The sequence below is a fragment of the Kitasatospora papulosa genome, assembly GCF_000717245.1.
Taxonomy (GTDB): Bacteria; Actinomycetota; Actinomycetes; order Streptomycetales; family Streptomycetaceae; genus Streptomyces; species Streptomyces papulosus.
In genome coordinates, this window is record NZ_JNYQ01000001.1 from 317,568 (window position 1) to 334,890 (window position 17,323).

Genomic DNA, 17,323 nt, shown 5'->3' on the forward strand with positions numbered 1-17,323 from the left:
CCTACTGCTTCGGCGAGCCCAGCCGCAGGAGGTGTTCCCGCCCCGCCGCCAGCAGCTCCGGCAGCCCGGCGGCCTCGGGGTACCACCGCTTCTCGTACTCCCAGCAGACCCAGCCGTCCTGGTCCAGCGTGTCCAGGCACTCCCGCAGCGGCAGCACCCCGGCACCGAGAGCCAGCGGGGTGGTGTCCTCGGCGGAGGCGACGTCCTTCACCTGTACGTATCCCAGGTGCGGGGCCAGCACCGCGTGGCTGGCCGCGGGCTCCTCACCGGCCAGCCAGGTGTGCATGACGTCCCAGAGCGCGCCGATCTGCCCGTGTCCGACGGTGCCCACCACCCGCGCGACGTCGGCACCGCCCCGGTGCGAGTCATGGGTCTCCAGCAGGATGCGTACGCCCAGGTCGGCGGCGTGCGGTGCGGCGGCCCCCAGACGCCGGGCGGCGATCGCGTCGGACTCGGCGGTGTCCTGGTCCCCGCCACCGGGGAACACCCGGACGTACCGGGCGCCCAGGTCGCGGGCCAGCTCCACCAGCCCGGCCAGCTCCGCGAGCACCGGCTCGTCCTCGCCCGCGGCGGCGACCTTCACATAACCGGCGACGGTGAGGATCTCGACACCGCCCCGGTCGAACTCCTCGACCACTGCGGCCCGCTCCGCCGAACCGAGGCCGGGGTGCACCGGCTCCTCCGGGTGGGCGCGCAGTTCGACGCCCTGGTACCCCTGCCCGGCGGCGAGCCGTACCACGTCCGCGACGGGCATGCCCGGTACTCCGAGGGTCGAGAAAGCGAGCTTCACGGTCTGTGTCCTTCCGCTGGGGGCCGGAGCGGGAACGGCCCGGCACTCCACCGGCTCCTGCCCTCCGGAACCGGCCGTCACTCCCGCGCCCCGCCCGGCGTACGGCCCCCTCAGCCCGTGCCCCGCAGCAGTCGCTCCAGACTGCCGAGCAACTGGAGCGCGTCCTCCCGCCGTTCGCCCTCCAGCCCCCGTCCGCCGGTGGCCGCCGCGTGCGGAGTGAGCACCCGCAGCGCCGCCGCGGCCTGCCGGGCGAACATCGCCAGCAGGTCCAGCTCACGGACGCCCGACCGCGCCTGGGGGGAGGGGTCCAGCACCTCCAGCACCCCGAGGACCCGCGACTCGCTGATCAGCGGGGCGGCCATCAGGGCGTCCGGGACGTACTCGGTGGACTCCGCGAGCGAGCGGTCGAACGACGCGTTCCGGCTCAGGTCGTCCACCACCATCGGCTCACCCGAGGTCGCCACCCAGCCGGCGATACCGCGCCCCGCGGGGAACCTGCGCCCCACCAGGAACGCCTCGCCCTCGCCGGAGACCGCCTGGAAGACCAGCTCGTCCGCCTCCTCGTCCAGCAGGCAGACGGAGCTGGCGGCCGCCCCGAAGATCGCCCGCGCCACGTCGACGACCGACTGGAGCAGCTCGTGCCGGGCGGCGTCACCCGGGGCGTGGAAGGACGGGGACGCGGACGTGGGCATGGCGTCAGTTCTCGGAGTCGTCACGGGTGTCTCCTGCCGCTGTGGAAGGACGCGGGTCCGCGTGCACGTTGGCCGCGGAGAGGTAGAGGGCGTTCTTGAGCTGGAAGGCCGTCATCCTGGGATGCCCGGACAGGACGCGGGCGCAGAGCCCCGCGACGTACGGGGTGGCGAAGCTGTTCCCGGTGGTGCGGATCGTCCGGCCGCCCAGCCACGGCACGGACACGTTCTGTCCCGGACCGAAGAACTCCACCGGGGGCTGCGGGTTGTAGAGGTGCAGCTCGTCGTCCTCCTGGTGGCTGCCCACCGAGATCACCGAGGCGAACCGCCACGGGTAGCTCTCCACCGGGGTGTTGTGCGCGGAGGCGACGATCACCGTACGGCCGAAGTAGGCCCGGTCGGCGAGGCCGTGCAGCTCGGGGGCGAACCGGGCGCGGGTGGTCGACAGGCTCAGGTTCACCACGTCGAAGCGCTGTTCCACGGCCCAGCGGAGCCCGGCCATCAGCACCTCGCCGGTACCGGAGAACCGCTCGCCCAGCACCCGGACGCTGTGGATCTCGCAGTCGGGCGCGGTGCGCCGGATGATCCCCGCGCACGCCGTGCCGTGTCCGCAGGTGTCGCCGGTGTCGGTCGGCTCGACCGTGACCGCCCCGCTCTCCGGGTCCTTGACCACCACCCAGGAACTCTCCACCGGGCCGACCAGCGGGTGGTCGAGCTCCACACCGGAGTCCACGACGCACACCCGCACCCCGCGCCCGGTGGCCTGCCGCGCGGGCAGGCCGCCCGGCGGCCCCTCATCCGCGGGCACCGGTACGTCGTCGGGGCCACGTCCGCGCAGGCTCCAGGTGAGTCCCTGCCCCGGGACCGTGCCTGTTCCGACGGTTCCCATCGGTCAGCTCCTCTCCGTCGTGGTGACCATGGCCTCGTCCGGCACACAGCCGGCGGCCCTGCGGGCCCCCGGCAGATGGCCCTTGCTCACGAAGTGCTCCCGCGCCGCACGCGCCGAGACCAGCGCGGGTGCCTGCCGCCCCAGCGCGAACAGCGTGCGGGCCCGGTCCAGTTCGGCCGTCGCCCGCACCAGCGGGGAGTCCGTGAGCAGCGACGCCCGCACGGCCCGGTCCGCGTGACCGGTCGCCTCCGCCGGACGCCCGTCCGCGGCGGCCAGCCGGCCCCGGAGCCCGTTCAGGTCGACGGCGTCCGCGGGGCTCAGCCCCGACGCCTCACCCATGCCCGCGATCCAGGCCGTCGCCCGCCCGGTCCGGCCCTCGTCCAGCTCGATCCGGGCCGCGTCCAGCGCCACGGCGGTCCGCAGCCCCGCGGCGTCGGCGCGCCGGGCCGCCTCGTCGGCGCCGGCCAGCAGCTCCAGCGCCGTGCCTCCGTGCCCGAGCAGCGCCTCGACGGCGGCCCGGAACACCGGCAGGAACACCTCGGCCTCGGCGAACCGCAGTTTCCCCGCCAGCCCCTGTGCCTCGGCGAGGCAGGCGTACGCCTCACGGGGCCGGTCCTGGAGCGCGTACAGCACCGCCAGGGGGCAGTTCAGCGTGAGCCTGACCGTCGGGCGGCCCTCCCCGTGCGCGGCCAGCAGCCCCAGGCAGCGGGCCACCGCCTCGGGCGCGGGCACCGGACCGCGCCACAGGGAGATGCCGATGGCGCCGAGCGCTGCGGCCCGTTCCGGTTCGGCCCCGGCCAGGACCGCCTGCTCCAGGGCGCACGCCTGGTCACGTTCCGCCTCCTCGTGCCGGCCGGCCTGCTGGAGGTGCTGGGCGAGCCGCAGGTGGGACCTGGCCCGGCCGACCGCGTCGCCCGCCGCCTCGAAGACCGGCAGCACCGCCCGTGCCGTCGCCGTGAGCCCGGGGCCGGGACCCGAGGGGTCCAGCACCGCGAGCGCGAGCCTGGCGTGCGCGGACTCCACCGACGCCGAGTCCAGCTCGGCCACCCGGCGCAGCAACCGCGCCCCGCTCGCGGTCCGTCCCAGTGCCACCCGGACCTCGCCGAGCCTGCGGACCGAGCCCGCGTCGTCCGGATCCAGCTCGACCGCACGTTCCAGCAGGTCGTCCGCCCAGGCGAGGTCGGACCGGGACACCGCCTGGGCCCCGGCGCGGCCCAGCGCGGCGGCGGCCCGGCCGCGCAGCCGTCCGGTCCGGTCGTCGAGCAGCCCGAGCTCCGTCCGGTAGCGGCAGGCCCGTTCGAGGTGGCCGCCGACGGCGCCGTCACCGGCCCGCAGCACCCCGGGCAGCTCGGCCGCCCAGGCATGACGGTCCGCCTTGGCGCGCTTGGACAACGACGCGTACGTCACCTCGTGCACCAGCCCGCTGCTGAACCGGTAGGCCGCCGGCTCCGGACCCGTCCCCGGCTCCACGAGGCGCCGACCGGCCAGCGCCACCAGCACCTCCTCGATGAGCCCCAGACGGTGCGCCCGGTCGGCGGCGGAGACGTTCACCGCCGTGGGCCCGCGCAGTTCCGCCAGCCGCGCGGACGTCTCCAGCATCAGGAGCTCCGCCGAGGTGAACTCGCGGCCGATCACGGCGGCGAGGCCGACCATGGTCCGCTCGGTCCGGGCCAGCGCCCCGATCCGGGCGCCCAGCAGGGCCTGGAGCGTGGGAGGCAGCCCCGAACCGGCGCCGTCCATCCGGCCGCCGACCAGGAGCTGTTCCAGATAGAGCGGATTGCCCTCGGCACGGGACAGCAGCCGCTCGTCCACCGGCCCCGCGCCACCGTCGAGCCGCGCCAGCAGGCCCGCGAGCCGCACACTCTCCTCGCGCGGCAGCCCCGTGAGCGGGAGGCAGTCCCCGGCGCCGGCCGTCCCGTCCGGCCGGCCCACGCAGACGATCAGCACACCGGCCGGTCCCGAGCCGTCCGCCAGCCGTTCCAGGGTGCGCGTCAGCAGGGGCGCCGCCTCGTGCGTGTCGTCGAGCACCAGCACGAAGGGCCTCTCCCGGGCCGCCCCGCCCAGCGTCGTCGCCAGCGCGGCGCACATGTCCTCGAAGGGCGCGTTCGGCGTACCGTCGCGCAGCAGCCCCGCCGACAGCAGGGCCATCGCGTCGCCGGCCGCCGGGGCCTCCTGGCCGGCGGCGATGGCCGGCAGGCCGCGCAGCGCGTCGGCGAGAGGAGTGAGGGTGCCCTGGTCCCCGTGTCCGCGGCACCGGCCCGCGCCGTACGAGAGGGTTCCCGAGGCGGACCGCCCGGCCAGCCACTCCCGGACCAGCCGGGTCTTGCCGATGCCGGGCTCGCCGACGACGCGCAGCAAGCCGGTCCGGCCCGCGCGCACGGTGTCCGACAGGGCCGCGTCCAGGGCGTCCCGTTCGGCACGGCGCCCGACGAAGGGCACGTCGAAGCGGCGCAGCAGCTCCGGATCGTCCGCTCCCAGGGCCTGCAGCCGGTAGGCCTCCACACTGTCCTGCTTGCCCTTCAGCCGGAGCGGTCCGGTGGGCTCGGCGGAGACCGTCGGCCCCGCGGCGAGCAGGGTGTCGGGGCCGAGGAGGATCTCACCGGCCCCGGCGTGCTGCTCCAGGCGCGCGGCGATGTTCACGGTCTCCCCGGACACCAGCGCCTGACGGGCCGACGCGTCGCCGCCGGCCACCACCTGGCCGGTGTTGACGCCGATCCGGGTGGCGAGCGTGATGCCGAGCGTGGCGTGCAGCTCCTCGTTGAGCGCGGCCAGCGCGTCCCGCATGCCCAGAGCGGCGGCCAGCGCCCGACGCGCGTCGTCCTCCCGCACCACCGGCACACCGAACACCGCCATCACGGCGTCGCCGATGAACTTCTCCGGAGTGCCGCCCCGGGCCACGATCTCCGCGCTCATCGCCTCGAAGTACCGCAGCGTCACCGTCCGCAGGGTCTCGGGGTCCAGCACCCCGGACAGTGCGGTGGAGCCGACGAGATCGCAGAACAGCACCGTCACCGGCTTGCGTTCGTCCTCCGCGGGCGCGGCCGCGACGGCGCACGGCGTTCCGCAGGACGAGCAGAACCTGGCGTCCTCCGGCAGGTCCTGGCGGCACGTGGTGCAGTTCATGACGTTCCCTTCTCTCCAGGGGTGGGGCCGTGCCGCTGCCGGGAGGGCGGGGCCGGCGAACCGGCCCCGCCCCCGCCCGGGAACCGCTCAGAACAGGGCGCCGCCGGCGATCTCACCGTGGGCCTGGACCTCGGGTTCCACCGCGTCCAGCCGGCCCTTGATGTCGAGCAGCACGGCGAGCTCCTCCTCCGTGAGCTCGCTGAGCACCAGGCGCTGTTCGTCGGTGAGCATGTCCACCGGCAGACCGGCCTCGTACAACGCGTCCGGCAGCGTAGGCCGTTCACCTGCTCCGGGCGCCCGGGGGCTGCCGTTGTCCTCGGATGGTCGGGTCATGTGGTGACTCCCGTCGGTGTGGAAGGTCCGGCCCCCCGCGGCAGCGATGCCGCCGCGGAGCGCCCGAGCCGGACGAACAGCCGGGTGAGCGCGTCGAGGGAGTGCATGGCGCTGATCGTCACGTCGGACTCCTGGCCGCGGGTCAGCGGCAGCCGGTCCAGCAGTGCGTACAGCTCGTCCAGGTGCCCCGTGTCCAGCGCCGCGTGCTCCCGTACCGTGCGCAGCGCGGCGTCCGGCAGGCCGGTGGCCGCCGCGATCCGGGACGTCAGGTCCGCGGCCGGGGCGTACCCCTCCAGCACCGCGATGTAGCCGAGCAGGGCCACCGGGTGGTGGTGCTCGACCCAGTAGTACTGGGAGCCCGCCAGCGCGGCGACGACCGGCGGGGGCATCGGCCCGAGCGCCTCCCCCGGAAGCGAGCCCGCAGCCAGGACGTCCTCCAGCAGCCAGGCGTCGTGGCCCTCCTCCTCCTGGATGTGCTCGCGCAGATACGCCGCCAGCGGGCCGGCCAGCGGGTCGCCGCAGACGTCCAGCAGCACGGCCCGTTCCAGGGCGCGTCGCATCAGCGGGACGGACGCCCGCACCACGGCGTGCATGGCGCACAGGTAGCGCCGGTAGCGCGGCAGCAGCCCGTCGGGGCGCCACATGTGCTCCATCGCGCCCAGTAGTTCCGCGTCCAGCAGCCGGAGGGTGACCCGCAGCCGCGCCGAGGAACTCGGCCCGGGGGCGTTCACCTGGAGCCGTCCCCGGCGGGCACGCGGGCCACGACCAGCGGGGCGTAGGAGGCACAGCCGTGGTGCCGTACGACGCCCACCGGCCCCTCCGCCGCCCCGCGGCGCGCCGCCGTCAGGTCCAGCAGCGCGCCCACGGCCCCCGCCGCCACGGAACGCGCCTCGTCCGCGACCCTGTCGTCCGCCCCCAGGGCCCGGCAGCCGTGGCAGTACGAGGCACCGTCGGAGAACGCGCCGGCGCGCGCGGCCAGATGGGCGGGACCGACCGTGCGGATCATGCGCAGCACCGGTGACTCCAGGGCCCGGCCGCGTACGGTCGCCCAGTCGTCGGTGTCGACGTGCCCGAGGTACAGATGGGCGGGGGCCGGTCGCAGGTCCACGGTGTCCTGGTTGCAGCAGGCGAGCACCGCGCCGTCGAAGGCGACCACCGGCCAGGCGGCCATGGCGCACGGGGACACCGCTCCGGCCTCCGGACCGGTGCGGGCCGGGGCGGCCCAGGACGCTGCCCGGCCGAACGCCCGCACCTCGTTGACCAGGGAGGGGACCTGGCCGCCGAACTCCGTGTCGACGGCGCGGGTGATGTCCGCCAGGTAGGGGTCGTCGGCCCCCGTCCCGGTGAGGTGGAAGCTCACCGCCACCCCCGTCTCCCGGATCCGGTGCACCGCGCGGAATACGTCGGCCCGGGGGATCTCCCGCTCGTGGTGGGCGTCGAGGCTCGCGGAGAAGTGGTCCACGCCCCTGATCGCGCGCAGGACCGGCGGCGGGATTTCCCGGGAGCGGGCGAAGAACATGCCGCTGAGCAGCGCCGTACGCGATCCGGCGGCGCGGGCCCGGGCGCTCAGTTCCTCGACGAGCGCGGGCAGCAGCAGCGGTTCGCCGCCGGTCAGCATCACCACGTCGGGACGGTTCTCCCGGGTGAACGAGCCGACGAAACGCACCAGTCGGTCCGCGTCCGGTTCCTCCCGTGTGGTCAGGGACGAGCCGGTCGAGCAGTGGGCGCAGCTCAGCGGGCAGCGCCGGGTGAGTCCGAGCAGCAGGCCGGCGGCCGGGAACGGCCGCCGGCCGACGAGTTCGCCGAGTTCCATGCGGGGCCGCCTCCTTCTCGGGGCCGGAGCGTGCGTGCCGGGGGACCGTTTCCCGTGGCCCACCGGCGTGCGCGGACGTGCACCCAGGCTGCGGGGCGACGGTTCGACGACGGTCCACCGATGCTTCAGGAGCGGTATGGGCGCAGCTCAGGCGGCGTACCGGACCCGCCACGGAAGCCTGCCGCGGCGCACGGAGCGGCCCTGAACTGGTCCGATACCGGGGCCATACCGCCGCCGAAGCGATCGCCAGGCCGGCCCTCCTAACTTTCTCGGCAACGGCAGGCAACGGCCCGCCGCACCGGAAACCCGGCACCTCGAGGGCCCCCGGAACCAGTGCAGTCACGAGTGGACGGAGACCACCATGGCCGAGAACACGAAGCCCGCCGACGACAACAACGACGAGACCCCCGAGGTCGAGGCGCACTCCGTGCTGGACCTCCAGGAGACGGCCAACAAGGAGATCGAGGCCCCGGGCGGCAGCTGCGTCAGCGTGATCAGCGTCGTCCTGGCGGACTAGCCGGACGCACCGGGCGGCGCCGCGGCGGGCGGCTGCAGGAGCTCCCGCCGTGGCGCCCGGCCGGCCGGTGATGTGGGGCGGTTCCGTCTGACGGAGCCGCCCCACCGTCGCTTCCGCGGCCCGGACGGGCCCGCACCCCTCGTCACGACCCGTACCGCCCCCGGGAGTTCACGATGACCACGCCGCTGCGCGGCAACAGGGATTTCCGGCTGCTCTGGCTGAGCGGCCTCTTCGCCGTCCTGGGCGGGCAGATGAGCGCCCTCGCCCTTCCGCTGCTGGTGCTCAAGGAGACCGGATCGGCCGTGCAGGCCGGAGCCATCGGGACGGTGTCCGTGGGCACCGTGCTGATCACGATGCTGCCCGGCGGGGTGATGGCCGACCGTGTCGAACGCCGCCGGCTGATGCGGGTCTGCGACGTCGGCAGCCTGATCGTCGTCACCGCCCTCACCGCGGCCGTCTGGTCCGGACACGTCCCCATGCCACTCGTCCTGCTCTGCGCCGCGGCGGGCGCGGTGATCGGCAGCGTCTACGGGCCGGCCGTCTTCGGCCTCATGCGCGCGGTCGTCCCGGCCGACCAGATGGGCACCGCCACCGCGCGGCTCCAGGCACGCACCCAGACCGCCCGGCTCGTCGGCCCCCTCGTCGGCGGAGCACTGTTCGGCGTCCACCCGGCCCTGCCGTTCGCGGCCGAGGCGCTGGGCCTGTTGCTGTCGACCGTCTGCGTGGCCCTCGTACGCACCCGCTCCCGGGCCAGGGCGAAGGCGGGCGCCGTGTTCAGCCGGCGCGAACTCCTCGCGGGCCTGACCTTCCTGTGGGGCCTGCCCTACCTCCGTACGGTCCTCCTCGTGTTCGGGCTGGGCATGAACTTCGCGTTCGGGGCGCTCACCTTCACCGCCCTGACCGCGTTCTCCGACGGGGGCACGTCGGGGGTCGGCGGCGGCTTCGTCCTCACCTGTGTCTCCGCCGGGGCGCTGTCCGGGGCGCTGCTCGCGCCGCGGATCAGCCCCGCCCGGCACTCCCGGGTCCTGATCGTCGCCACCTGTTGGACCTGTGTGGCCGCCGCCGGGGTGATGGCCTGGGTCAGCCGGCCGGTGGTGGCCGGGATCATGTGCGCGCTCACCATGTGCCTGTCGACGGTCGCCAGCATCGGATTCCTCTCGAAGCTCCTCGTCGTGACCCCGGAGGAGAAGGTGGGCCGGGTCCAGAGCGCGGCGGGATTCCTGTCCTCCATGGTCCAGCCGTTCGGGCCGCTGACCGGAGGCGCCCTGCTGACCGCCTTCGGCGCCCGCTGGGCCTTCGCCCTGACCGGCTGCGTGCTGGCCGTCTCCGCCCTCGTGGTCACCTTCGCCCGCTCGGCGCGGACGGAGCCGTCCCCGCCCCCGGCGGAGGAGCCCACCGGCCGGCAGGAGCCCGGGGCGGGACCGGCCCGCGCACCCGCGGGCGCGAACCCCACCGTCACCGGGGACTGATCCGCGCACCCGCGGTCCGCCGCCCACCGCCACCGTCCGTGCTTCCCGCGGGCTTCGAGAAGAGAGAGCCGAGCGTGCCAGGCATCCAGGACACCCAGCTGTACTGCCTCGCCGACCGTACGTACTTCGACACCCCGGCCCGGCTGCCCGACGAGGAGTCGCGGTACCGGCTCGACACCGATCCGCCTCCGGAGGGCTGGCGCCGCGCGGCCGTGGGCCTGTGGACCTCGCTGGTGCCCGAACACGTCGAACCCGCCGAGCAGGGCTGGAAGATCCATGTGTCCACCGTCCCCGGCGAGGCCGAGGCCACCCTGCGCGACACCGCCCGGATCTGCGTCCGCCACGGTGTCCCCTTCAAGTTCCTGCGCAGCGAGAAGGCGTTGCTGCTGGTGGCGGGCAAGCACATGAACCGCAGCGGCGCGGGCAAGTTCATCGCGGCCTACCCGCCCGACGAGACCGTGTTCCTCGCGCTGGCCGACGAGCTGTCCCGGACGCTGGCGGGACGCAGCGGCCCCTACGTGCTCAGCGACCTGCGGATCGGCGACGCACCGGTCTACACGCGCTACGGCGCCTTCGTCCCCCGCTGGTGCGACGACGCCGAGGGCCGCCGGGTCCTCGCCCTGCGGGACCCGTCCGGGAGGCTCGTCCCCGACGAGCGCGGTGTGGTGTTCCGGATGCCCTCCTGGGTCGAGGCCCCCGAGGCACTGCGACCGCACCTCGCGGCACGTGCCGCCGCCCGCGACGACACCTTCCCGTACAAGGTCACCGGAGCCCTCCAGTTCTCCAACGCCGGCGGGATCTACCTCGCCGAGGACACCGGGACGGGAGAGCGCGTGGTGCTGCGCGAGGCGCGGCCGCACTGCGGACTCGACGGCGCGGGCGACGACGCCGTCACCCGCCTGCACCGCGAGCACCGGGCGCTGACGGCGCTGGCCGGGCTCGACTGCGTACCCCGGGTGTACGGGGTGCGGACCGTGTGGGAGCACCACTTCCTGATCGAGGAGCACATCGAGGGGAACACCCTGCTGGAGGAGATCGTCGCCCGCTTCGCCCTCGTACGCGGGGCGGACTCGGCGGACGAACTCGCCCCCTACGTCGCCTGGACCGAGTCGGTGACCCGTGAACTCTCCAGGGCACTGGAGGCGATCCACGCGCGCGGCCTGCGCTTCGGCGATCTGCACCCCTCCAACATCATCGTCCGGCCCGACGGACGGATCGCGCTCGTCGACTTCGAGTACGCCACCGCGCTCGACGACGCGGACGTCCCGCTGGCCGGCGCCCAGGGCCTCCAGGCACCGCAGGGCACCCCCGGGACGGAGGCCGACGCCTACGCGCTCTGGGCGACCTGGCTCAGCATGCTGATGCCGGTCATGGAGATGGCCGGACTGGAGCGGGCGAAGGCCCTCACCCTGGAGCGCTGGGCCCGGCGGCGGTACTCGCTCCCGGCCGGAGCGGGTCCCCGCAGGCCGGGACTGCTGCACGGCCTGGAGGCCTCGCGACGGCGCGAGGACGAGGTGGCCGCCCTGTTCGAGGGGCCGGAGGTGGACTGGGCCGGGATCCGCACCCGCCTGCTGGCCGGGATCCACGCCGGAGCCACCCCCGGACGCGCCGACCGCCTCTTCCCGGGCGGCCCCGACCTCTTCGCCACGGGCGGTACCGACCTCGTGAACGGCGCGGCGGGGGTCCTGTACGCCCTGCACCGGACCGGTGCACCCGTCCCCGACGAATGGACCGACTGGCTCGCGGCCGCCGCGCTGCGCCGGAACCCCGCCGGGGCCGGCGGCCTCTACGACGGGCTGCCCGGCGCCGCGCTGGTGCTGTCCCTCCTGGGCCGCACGGAGCAGGGACGGGAGGTCTGGGAGCGCGCGACGTCCCTCGCCCCGGTGACGGCCTCGGCCGACCTGCTCACCGGACGGGCGGGGACCGCGCTCGCCGCCCTGCGCATGGCCCGCGAGGAAGGCGGCGACCCCGGCTACCGGCTGGTCGGCAGCGCCCTGCGCACCGCCGGGGACCTGGACCGGCTGGTCCGGGGCGAACAGGTGGACGGCATACGGCTGCCGGAGTCGGCCGGACTGCTGCGCGGGCTGAGCGGAGTCGCCCTGCTCTTCCTCGAACTGCACGCGCTGACCGGTGAACAGTGGCTGCGCAGGGCCGCCCGCACCGCCCTGGGACGCGACGCCGGGCACCTCGTCACGATGGACGACGGCTCGCTCCAGGTGAAGGACGGCCGGCGCCATCTGCTCTACCTGGGACAGGGCAGTTCGGGCGTCGCGCTGGTCGCCCAGGCGTACACCGGCCGGTACGAGGACGAGGAACTGAGCGCGCTGATCCCGGGCGTCGCCCAGGGCTGCGCCATGGAATTCGTCCGTGAACCGGGGCTGTTCACCGGCCGCGCGGGTCTCGCGGCCGCCGCCGGCCAGCTCGACCCGGTGACCCGGACCGGGCCCGGCGTCCTGGCCTCCGTACGCAACCTCACCTGGCACCTCGTCGCCGACGAGGACCGGCTGCTCGTCCCGGGGGCGACGCTGCGGCGCTTCTCCGCCGACCTCGGCACGGGAGCGGCGGGTCTGCTGCTCGCCCTGCACTTCCTGTCCGGAGGCCGCGACGGTGGCGCTCCGGGGCTGAGCCACGACGGCCGGCAGGTCGGGGAGGCGCTTCCCGGCCTGCTGGACCTGCTCACCCTCGGCTGAGGAGACGGGGGGCGCCGCCCCCGAAGGAGAGCGCCGGCTCCCGTAGGCCGGTCTCCTCGGGGCCCGCGGCCTCTCGGACGTACAGACAGAGGAGCCGGGGCACTTCGTAGAGCGCGGCGTGTGCGGTGACCTCGCCGGAGGGCGAGGTCACGGCACCGGTGTCGATGAGTGACTCCACCGCGCGGATCGTGCCCCGCTCGTCGCGGTCCAGTGCCGCCATCGCCCGCTCCAGCGTGAATCCGCCGTCCCACGCGAGCCCCGCGACACGGGCCAGGGCCCCCCGGTCGCGGGGCCCCAGGTCCCGCCAGCCCGCGGCGAGCCGGGAGCGTACCGACACGTCCCCGGCCACGAGTTCGTCCAGGGCCGCCGCCGGGTCGTCGAGCCGGTCCGCGTACTCCGCCAGCGGGAGGTGCCGCAGCACCGCGAGCCGCATCCCGCTCACCGCCACCGCCAGCGGCAGGCTCCCGCAGGCCCGCACGATGCGCACCGCGGCGGCCCGGTCCGTCCGCAGCCGGTCCCCGCCGATCAGCGTCCCCAGCAGCTCCAGCGCCTCGTCCTCGCCGGGGGCGGCGAGCGCCGTCCGGTGCACGGCCTCGAGACCGGCGAGCTGGCCCCGGGCAGTGAGCAGCACCGAACTCCGCCCGGTCCGGGGCAGCAGCCCGCGCACCGAAGCCTCGTCCGCCACGTCGTCCAGCACGATCAGCGCCCGGTGCCGCGACAACCAGTCCTGCCAGGCGTCGCCGGCCTGCGCGGGGTCCGGCCTGCCGGGACCGCTCACCCCGCACAGCCGCCCCAGCTCGTCGAGCATGTCGTTCCGGGTCCGGGGAGCCCCGTCCTCCCGGCGCGCCCGGACGTGGACCCGTCCGTCGGGGAAGCTGCCGGCGAGCAGGTGGGCCGCCCGGACGGCCAGCGCCGACTTCCCCACACCGGCCGGACCGGACACGACCAGCACGGCGCCCTCCGGGCTCCCCGACACGTCGAGGAGCCGGGCCAACTCGTCCTCGCGGCCGGTGAAGTGCCTGCTGTCCGCGGGCAGCGACGCACCGCCCGCCGCGCTCCGGGGAGCGGCTGCCCGGGCGGCCCGGCCCTCGCCGAGCATCGCCCGGTACAGGCCCGCCATCGCCGGACTGGGCTCCAGGCCCAGCTCCCGGGCGAGCAGCTGCCGGTAGTCGTCGTACACCGCCAGCGCCTCCGCCTGACGCCCGGTCTGGTGGAGGGAGTTCATCCACGCGGCCCGCAGACGCTCGCGGAAGGGGTGGCGTTCTACCAGGTCCCGCAGTCCGTCCACCGCGACGCCCGCCCGGCCCGTCTCGATCTCGGCCTCGGCCCAGTCCTCGTAGACCGTGAGGCAGCGGGCCTCCAGGCGTTCGGCCTCCTCCGCCACCCCGGCGGAGTCCCGGAGGTCGTGCAGCGGCGGACGCTCCCCCCACAGGTCCAGCGCCTCGCGCAGCAGCCGGGCGGCGGTGCGCAGATCGCCCCGCTCGCCCGCCGCCCGGCCCGCCCGGGCCAGCGTCCGGAAGCGCAGGGTGTCCAGCTCGCCCTCCTCCACCCGCAGCCGGTAGCCGCCGCAGTCGTGCACCACCCGGCCGCGGTCGTCGCCGGCCCCGAACAGCGACCGGGCGGCGCTGACGTAGACCTGGAGGTTCTTGCGCGCGGTCCGTGGTGGGGCCTCCGGCCACACCACGTCGGTGAGCACGTCCACCGGAACGGGGGTGTTGGGCCGTGACAGCAGGATGGCCAGGACCAGCCTCTGCTTGCGTGGTCCCAGCGGCAGCGGCCTGCCGTCGATCACTGCCGAGAGCGGCCCGAGCAGGGAGAAGTACACCGTGCCGGGGGAGCCGGGGCGGACGGGGGTGAGGGGCATCAGCGGGCCTCCTGGCCGGGGGAGGGGCGACGAGCTGCCGTACTCCGCCGATGCTGCCGCGATCCGGCAGGGGGCACATCGGTGACGGCCCCGCATCTTCCGGGTGACGCCCCCGACCCCCGCCGCCCGATGCCCCCATGTTGAGGGGCTGTCCCCCCATCCGCGGGGCCGGACGGGGGCGAGCCCGCCGGCCGGACGGGGGACCGCCCGCTCAGGGGAGGTCGACCACGCACTCCGCGGCGAACTCGCACAGGGCCGTACGGTTCGCCCGGCCCGTCTTGCTCAGCAGGCTGGCCAGGTGCTTCTCCACCGTGCGGGGCGAGATGGACAGCCGCCGGGCGATCTGCTGGTTGCCCGGCCGCTCCGCCAGCAGGACGAACACCTCGTACTCGCGCGGGGTCACCCCGCTGGTCCGCAGCGGCGGGGGGATCCGGTCCCGTCCGTCGCGGTGCTGGGTCACGCTCACCCCCGCCTGCCGCAGCGCCGCCCGGCACGCCGCGGCAGCCGGCTGCACCCCGGCCGAGTGGAAGAACTCCTCGGCGGTGCGCAGCCACACGACCGGCTCACCCCATCCGTCGGCGAGCGCCGCGTCCGCGACCAGCCGCAGACCGAGATGGCGGGCCACCGGGAAGGTCTCGGACCGGGCGTGGAAGGACTCCATCCGCCGCACGGCACCGGCGGGGTCGCCCTCCCTGCCGAGCAGCACCGCCTCCGTCAGTTCGAGGAACTGCCGGTTCCAGGCCAGGGCGGCGCCGGAGGCCCCGGCCACCTCCTCGTACTCCCCGCGCGCCGCGTCGCCCGACAGCACCCGCAGCAGCGGGCGCAGTCCGTAACGGCCGCTCAGGTAGTAGTAGCTGGGGTGGTCGCGCTCCCAGGCCAGGGCGGCGTCGAGCGCCTCCACGGCAGCGGCGCGGTCCTCCTCCAGCAGCGCCCCGATCGCCCCGCAGAAACCCAGCCGCAGGGGCACGAGTGCGGACTGCTCCCCGCCCGCCCGGCGGAACGCGACGAGGGCCCGGTCCGTCTCCCGCCGCCGTCCCCGGTGCGCGGCGGCGGCCGCTCCGGCCAGCAGCAGATAACGGTGCGCGCCGTGGTTGCCGATCCTGGCGCTCGCCTCCACCGACCGTGCGGTGATCTCCTCCGCCTCGTCCCACCGGGCGCACATCACCGCGTTCATCGCGAGCAGCCCGTCGACGGTCTGCGCCAGCAGCAGGGAACCCAGCTCCGCCGCGGCCGCCCGCGCCGAGTGCAGACGGGCCGCGTCACCGGTCCGCATGAAGGCGTTCACCCCCAGGCGCACCAGTGCCTCCACCCGCCAGAGCGACAGGGAGTGCTCGGTTGACAGGGCGAGCATCCGCTCCAGGCAGTCGTCCGCGGCGTCGAAGCCCCGTTCCCGGTGGAGCAGCGCGAGCAACTGCCAGGCCTGGCAGGCGACGACCGGAAGCCCCTCCGCCTCGGCGGTCCCGGCTGCCTCCAGGGCGGCCCGTTCGGCCGCCTCCGGCTCCCGCCGGTCCTCCCCGGGGAGCAGGGACAGATGCCCGTCCACGACCGCGAGCGATGCCCGGCGGGCGGGGGACGGCTCCGGCCCGAACAGGGCGCGTGCGGCAGCGATCTGACGTGCCGTGTCCTCGGCGCGCTCCGCCATGACCGCCACCCAGGCGATCTTGATGTGGGCGTCCCCGCGCCGGGCGGCCGCCTCCGAGCGCGCGGGGAGCGGCGGCAGGCCGTCGGCCAGCGCCAGGGCCCCGTCGAGGTCGCCGCCCTCGGCCCGGGCCACCGCCAGGGATTCGGTGACGGCAGCCAGATCGGCGTCCGCCGCCAGGGAGATGGAACGTTCCAGCAGCACCACGGCCGAACCGTGCGACCCCGACGCGAGCATCCGCCGGCCCGCCTCCGCGAACTGGAGCGCGGCCCGCGCCCGATTGCCCGCCGCGAGCTCCAGCGAGGCCACCAGCTGCCGTCGGTCCTCGTCGAGCGGCTCCCCCGACTGCTCCACCGCGGCGGCGGCACGCCGGGCGAGTGCGGCGCGCTCGGCCGGTGCGAGCGAGGAGACCAGCGCCTCGGCGGTGAGGGTGTGACGGAAGGTGTAGCGGTCGGGGGCCGCCCCGTCGGGGGCGATCACACCGGTCTCGACCGCCGACCGGAGATGGGTGAACAGGGCCCGGTCCTCCAGTCCGGTGACGGTCTGGAGCACCGCCACGGAGAACTGGCCGCCCAGGGTCGCCGCCGTCAGCAGCAGGTCACGCACCGGTTCGTCCATGCGGTCCAGCCGGTTGGCCCAGCTGCGCAGGATGCGCGACGGGAGGGTGCCGTCCGGTTGGTCCGCCGCCTCCCAGCCGGTCTCCGTGCGCCGCAGCCTGCCGGTGTCGAGGAGGTCGTCGAGCAGCACCTCGACCAGATAGGGGTTGCCCGCCGCGCGCTCGGCCAGACGCCGCTGGACCGCCTCGGGTATGAGCTCGGGCGGTGTCTCCAGGCAGGCCCCGGTCAGGGTCCGCACGTCCGCGTCGTCGAGCCCGCGTAACTCCACCACCGTCGCGGTGTGACGCTGCTCGGCGGAGCGTACGAGGTCCAGGGCGGTCCCCTGCTCCGGGCGCAGGGTGCCCAGCAGCAGGACCGGAAGGTCCGCCAGGTTGTCGATGACGTACTCCACGACCGCGACGGTCTCCGTGTCGCAGTCGTGGAGGTCCTCCAGCAGCACCACGCAGCCGGTGTCCCGGCCGAGGACCGACAGCAGCCGCAGCAGGGCCTCGGCCAGCTCGACCACGGTCTCCGTGTAACCGGCCGACGCGCTGCTCCGCCACTCCGGCACCAGCCTCGCCAACGCCGGGTGGTACGGAGCGAGTTCCGGATCCTTCGGCGTGCCCGCGGCACGGAAGTGGGAGGACAGGGCCTCCACCAGGGGGCGGAACGGCACGACCAGGCCGGTGGAGCCCGCCCGCCCGCGCAGCACCGGCATCCCCAGCCCGTAGGCCCGGTAGGCACACTCGCCCACCAGCCGGGACTTGCCGATCCCCGCCTCTCCGACGAGGAACACCGCGCGCCCCGAACGCCGTCGTGCGGCGTCCAGGGCGCTGCTCAGCAGACCGATCTCCTCGTCGCGGCCGACGACGACCGGCGAATTCGCACGCATGGCCGCAGGCTACTGGAGC

General features: G+C 75.3%; 12 protein-coding genes. 3 read left to right on the forward strand and 9 right to left on the reverse strand.

What is annotated here, in order from left to right; all coding sequences use genetic code 11:
* Position 1 precedes the first annotated feature (1 nt).
* The 7 genes from IA22_RS0101385 to IA22_RS0101415 all read right to left on the reverse strand — a co-directional run bounded on the left by IA22_RS0101385 (position 2) and on the right by IA22_RS0101415 (position 7,637).
* Positions 2 to 790: a sugar phosphate isomerase/epimerase family protein gene (locus IA22_RS0101385; protein WP_030122493.1), complete on the reverse strand. Its 789-nt coding sequence runs from the start codon at positions 788 to 790 to the stop codon at positions 2 to 4.
* 110 nt (positions 791 to 900) lie between these two features.
* Complete coding sequence (locus IA22_RS0101390; protein ID WP_030122494.1) at positions 901 to 1,482, reverse strand: GAF domain-containing protein; 582 nt, start codon at positions 1,480 to 1,482, stop codon at positions 901 to 903.
* A 4-nt stretch (positions 1,483 to 1,486) separates the two neighbouring features.
* The gene (locus IA22_RS0101395) at positions 1,487 to 2,368 is read right to left on the reverse strand and encodes a S8 family peptidase (RefSeq protein WP_014156176.1); all 882 of its coding nucleotides are present in this window, start codon (positions 2,366 to 2,368) and stop codon (positions 1,487 to 1,489) included.
* 3 nt (positions 2,369 to 2,371) lie between these two features.
* Positions 2,372 to 5,491 (reverse strand): adenylate/guanylate cyclase domain-containing protein, encoded by a 3,120-nt coding sequence (locus IA22_RS0101400; RefSeq protein WP_030122495.1) that lies wholly within the window; start codon positions 5,489 to 5,491, stop codon positions 2,372 to 2,374.
* Positions 5,492 to 5,578: 87 nt separating this feature from the next.
* A complete protein-coding gene (locus IA22_RS0101405; protein WP_030122496.1) occupies positions 5,579 to 5,824 on the reverse strand; it encodes an aroma-sacti cluster domain-containing protein in 246 nt (81 codons plus the stop codon).
* On the reverse strand, positions 5,821 to 6,555 hold the full coding sequence (locus IA22_RS0101410; RefSeq protein ID WP_015577230.1) for an iron-containing redox enzyme family protein: 735 nt from the start codon (positions 6,553 to 6,555) through the stop codon (positions 5,821 to 5,823). The genes IA22_RS0101405 and IA22_RS0101410 overlap by 4 nt, the downstream gene beginning before the upstream one ends.
* Complete coding sequence (locus IA22_RS0101415) at positions 6,552 to 7,637, reverse strand: radical SAM protein (RefSeq protein ID WP_014156180.1); 1,086 nt, start codon at positions 7,635 to 7,637, stop codon at positions 6,552 to 6,554. Before IA22_RS0101415 ends, IA22_RS0101410 begins: the two co-directional genes overlap by 4 nt.
* 361 nt (positions 7,638 to 7,998) lie before the next feature.
* Here IA22_RS0101415 and IA22_RS37015 point away from each other — a divergent pair, with 361 nt between their 5' ends.
* The 3 genes from IA22_RS37015 to lanKC all read left to right on the forward strand — a co-directional run bounded on the left by IA22_RS37015 (position 7,999) and on the right by lanKC (position 12,313).
* A complete protein-coding gene (locus tag IA22_RS37015) occupies positions 7,999 to 8,154 on the forward strand; it encodes a hypothetical protein (RefSeq protein ID WP_015577228.1) in 156 nt (51 codons plus the stop codon).
* A gap of 173 nt (positions 8,155 to 8,327) precedes the next feature.
* A complete protein-coding gene (locus IA22_RS0101425; protein WP_015577226.1) occupies positions 8,328 to 9,623 on the forward strand; it encodes an MFS transporter in 1,296 nt (431 codons plus the stop codon).
* 74 nt (positions 9,624 to 9,697) lie between these two features.
* Entirely contained in the window at positions 9,698 to 12,313 is a 2,616-nt protein-coding gene (lanKC, locus tag IA22_RS0101430; RefSeq protein WP_030122497.1) for a class III lanthionine synthetase LanKC, read from the forward strand.
* Here the strand turns inward: lanKC and IA22_RS0101435 are convergent.
* Positions 12,300 to 14,177 carry an AfsR/SARP family transcriptional regulator gene (locus IA22_RS0101435; RefSeq protein WP_030122498.1) on the reverse strand — a complete coding sequence of 626 codons (1,878 nt, stop codon included), beginning with the start codon at positions 14,175 to 14,177 and terminating at the stop codon, positions 12,300 to 12,302. The genes lanKC and IA22_RS0101435 overlap by 14 nt on opposite strands.
* A 211-nt stretch (positions 14,178 to 14,388) precedes the next feature.
* Positions 14,389 to 17,304, reverse strand: coding sequence for a helix-turn-helix transcriptional regulator (locus IA22_RS37970; RefSeq protein ID WP_030122499.1), 2,916 nt, complete (start codon positions 17,302 to 17,304; stop codon positions 14,389 to 14,391).
* Between the last annotated feature and the right edge of the window lie 19 nt (positions 17,305 to 17,323).

Excerpts from the sequence above, each read along its gene's own strand:
- IA22_RS0101390 (WP_030122494.1), bottom strand. The coding sequence starts at position 1,482 with ATGCCCACGTCCGCGTCCCCGTCCTTCCACGCCCCGGGTGACGCCGCC.
- IA22_RS0101405 (WP_030122496.1), bottom strand. The coding sequence starts at position 5,824 with ATGACCCGACCATCCGAGGACAACGGCAGCCCCCGGGCGCCCGGAGCA.
- IA22_RS37015 (WP_015577228.1), top strand. The coding sequence starts at position 7,999 with ATGGCCGAGAACACGAAGCCCGCCGACGACAACAACGACGAGACCCCC.
- IA22_RS0101435 (WP_030122498.1), bottom strand. The coding sequence starts at position 14,177 with ATGCCCCTCACCCCCGTCCGCCCCGGCTCCCCCGGCACGGTGTACTTC.
- IA22_RS0101395 (WP_014156176.1), bottom strand. The coding sequence starts at position 2,368 with ATGGGAACCGTCGGAACAGGCACGGTCCCGGGGCAGGGACTCACCTGG.
- IA22_RS37970 (WP_030122499.1), bottom strand. The coding sequence starts at position 17,304 with ATGCGTGCGAATTCGCCGGTCGTCGTCGGCCGCGACGAGGAGATCGGT.
- IA22_RS0101400 (WP_030122495.1), bottom strand. The coding sequence starts at position 5,491 with ATGAACTGCACCACGTGCCGCCAGGACCTGCCGGAGGACGCCAGGTTC.
- IA22_RS0101415 (WP_014156180.1), bottom strand. The coding sequence starts at position 7,637 with ATGGAACTCGGCGAACTCGTCGGCCGGCGGCCGTTCCCGGCCGCCGGC.
- IA22_RS0101425 (WP_015577226.1), top strand. The coding sequence starts at position 8,328 with ATGACCACGCCGCTGCGCGGCAACAGGGATTTCCGGCTGCTCTGGCTG.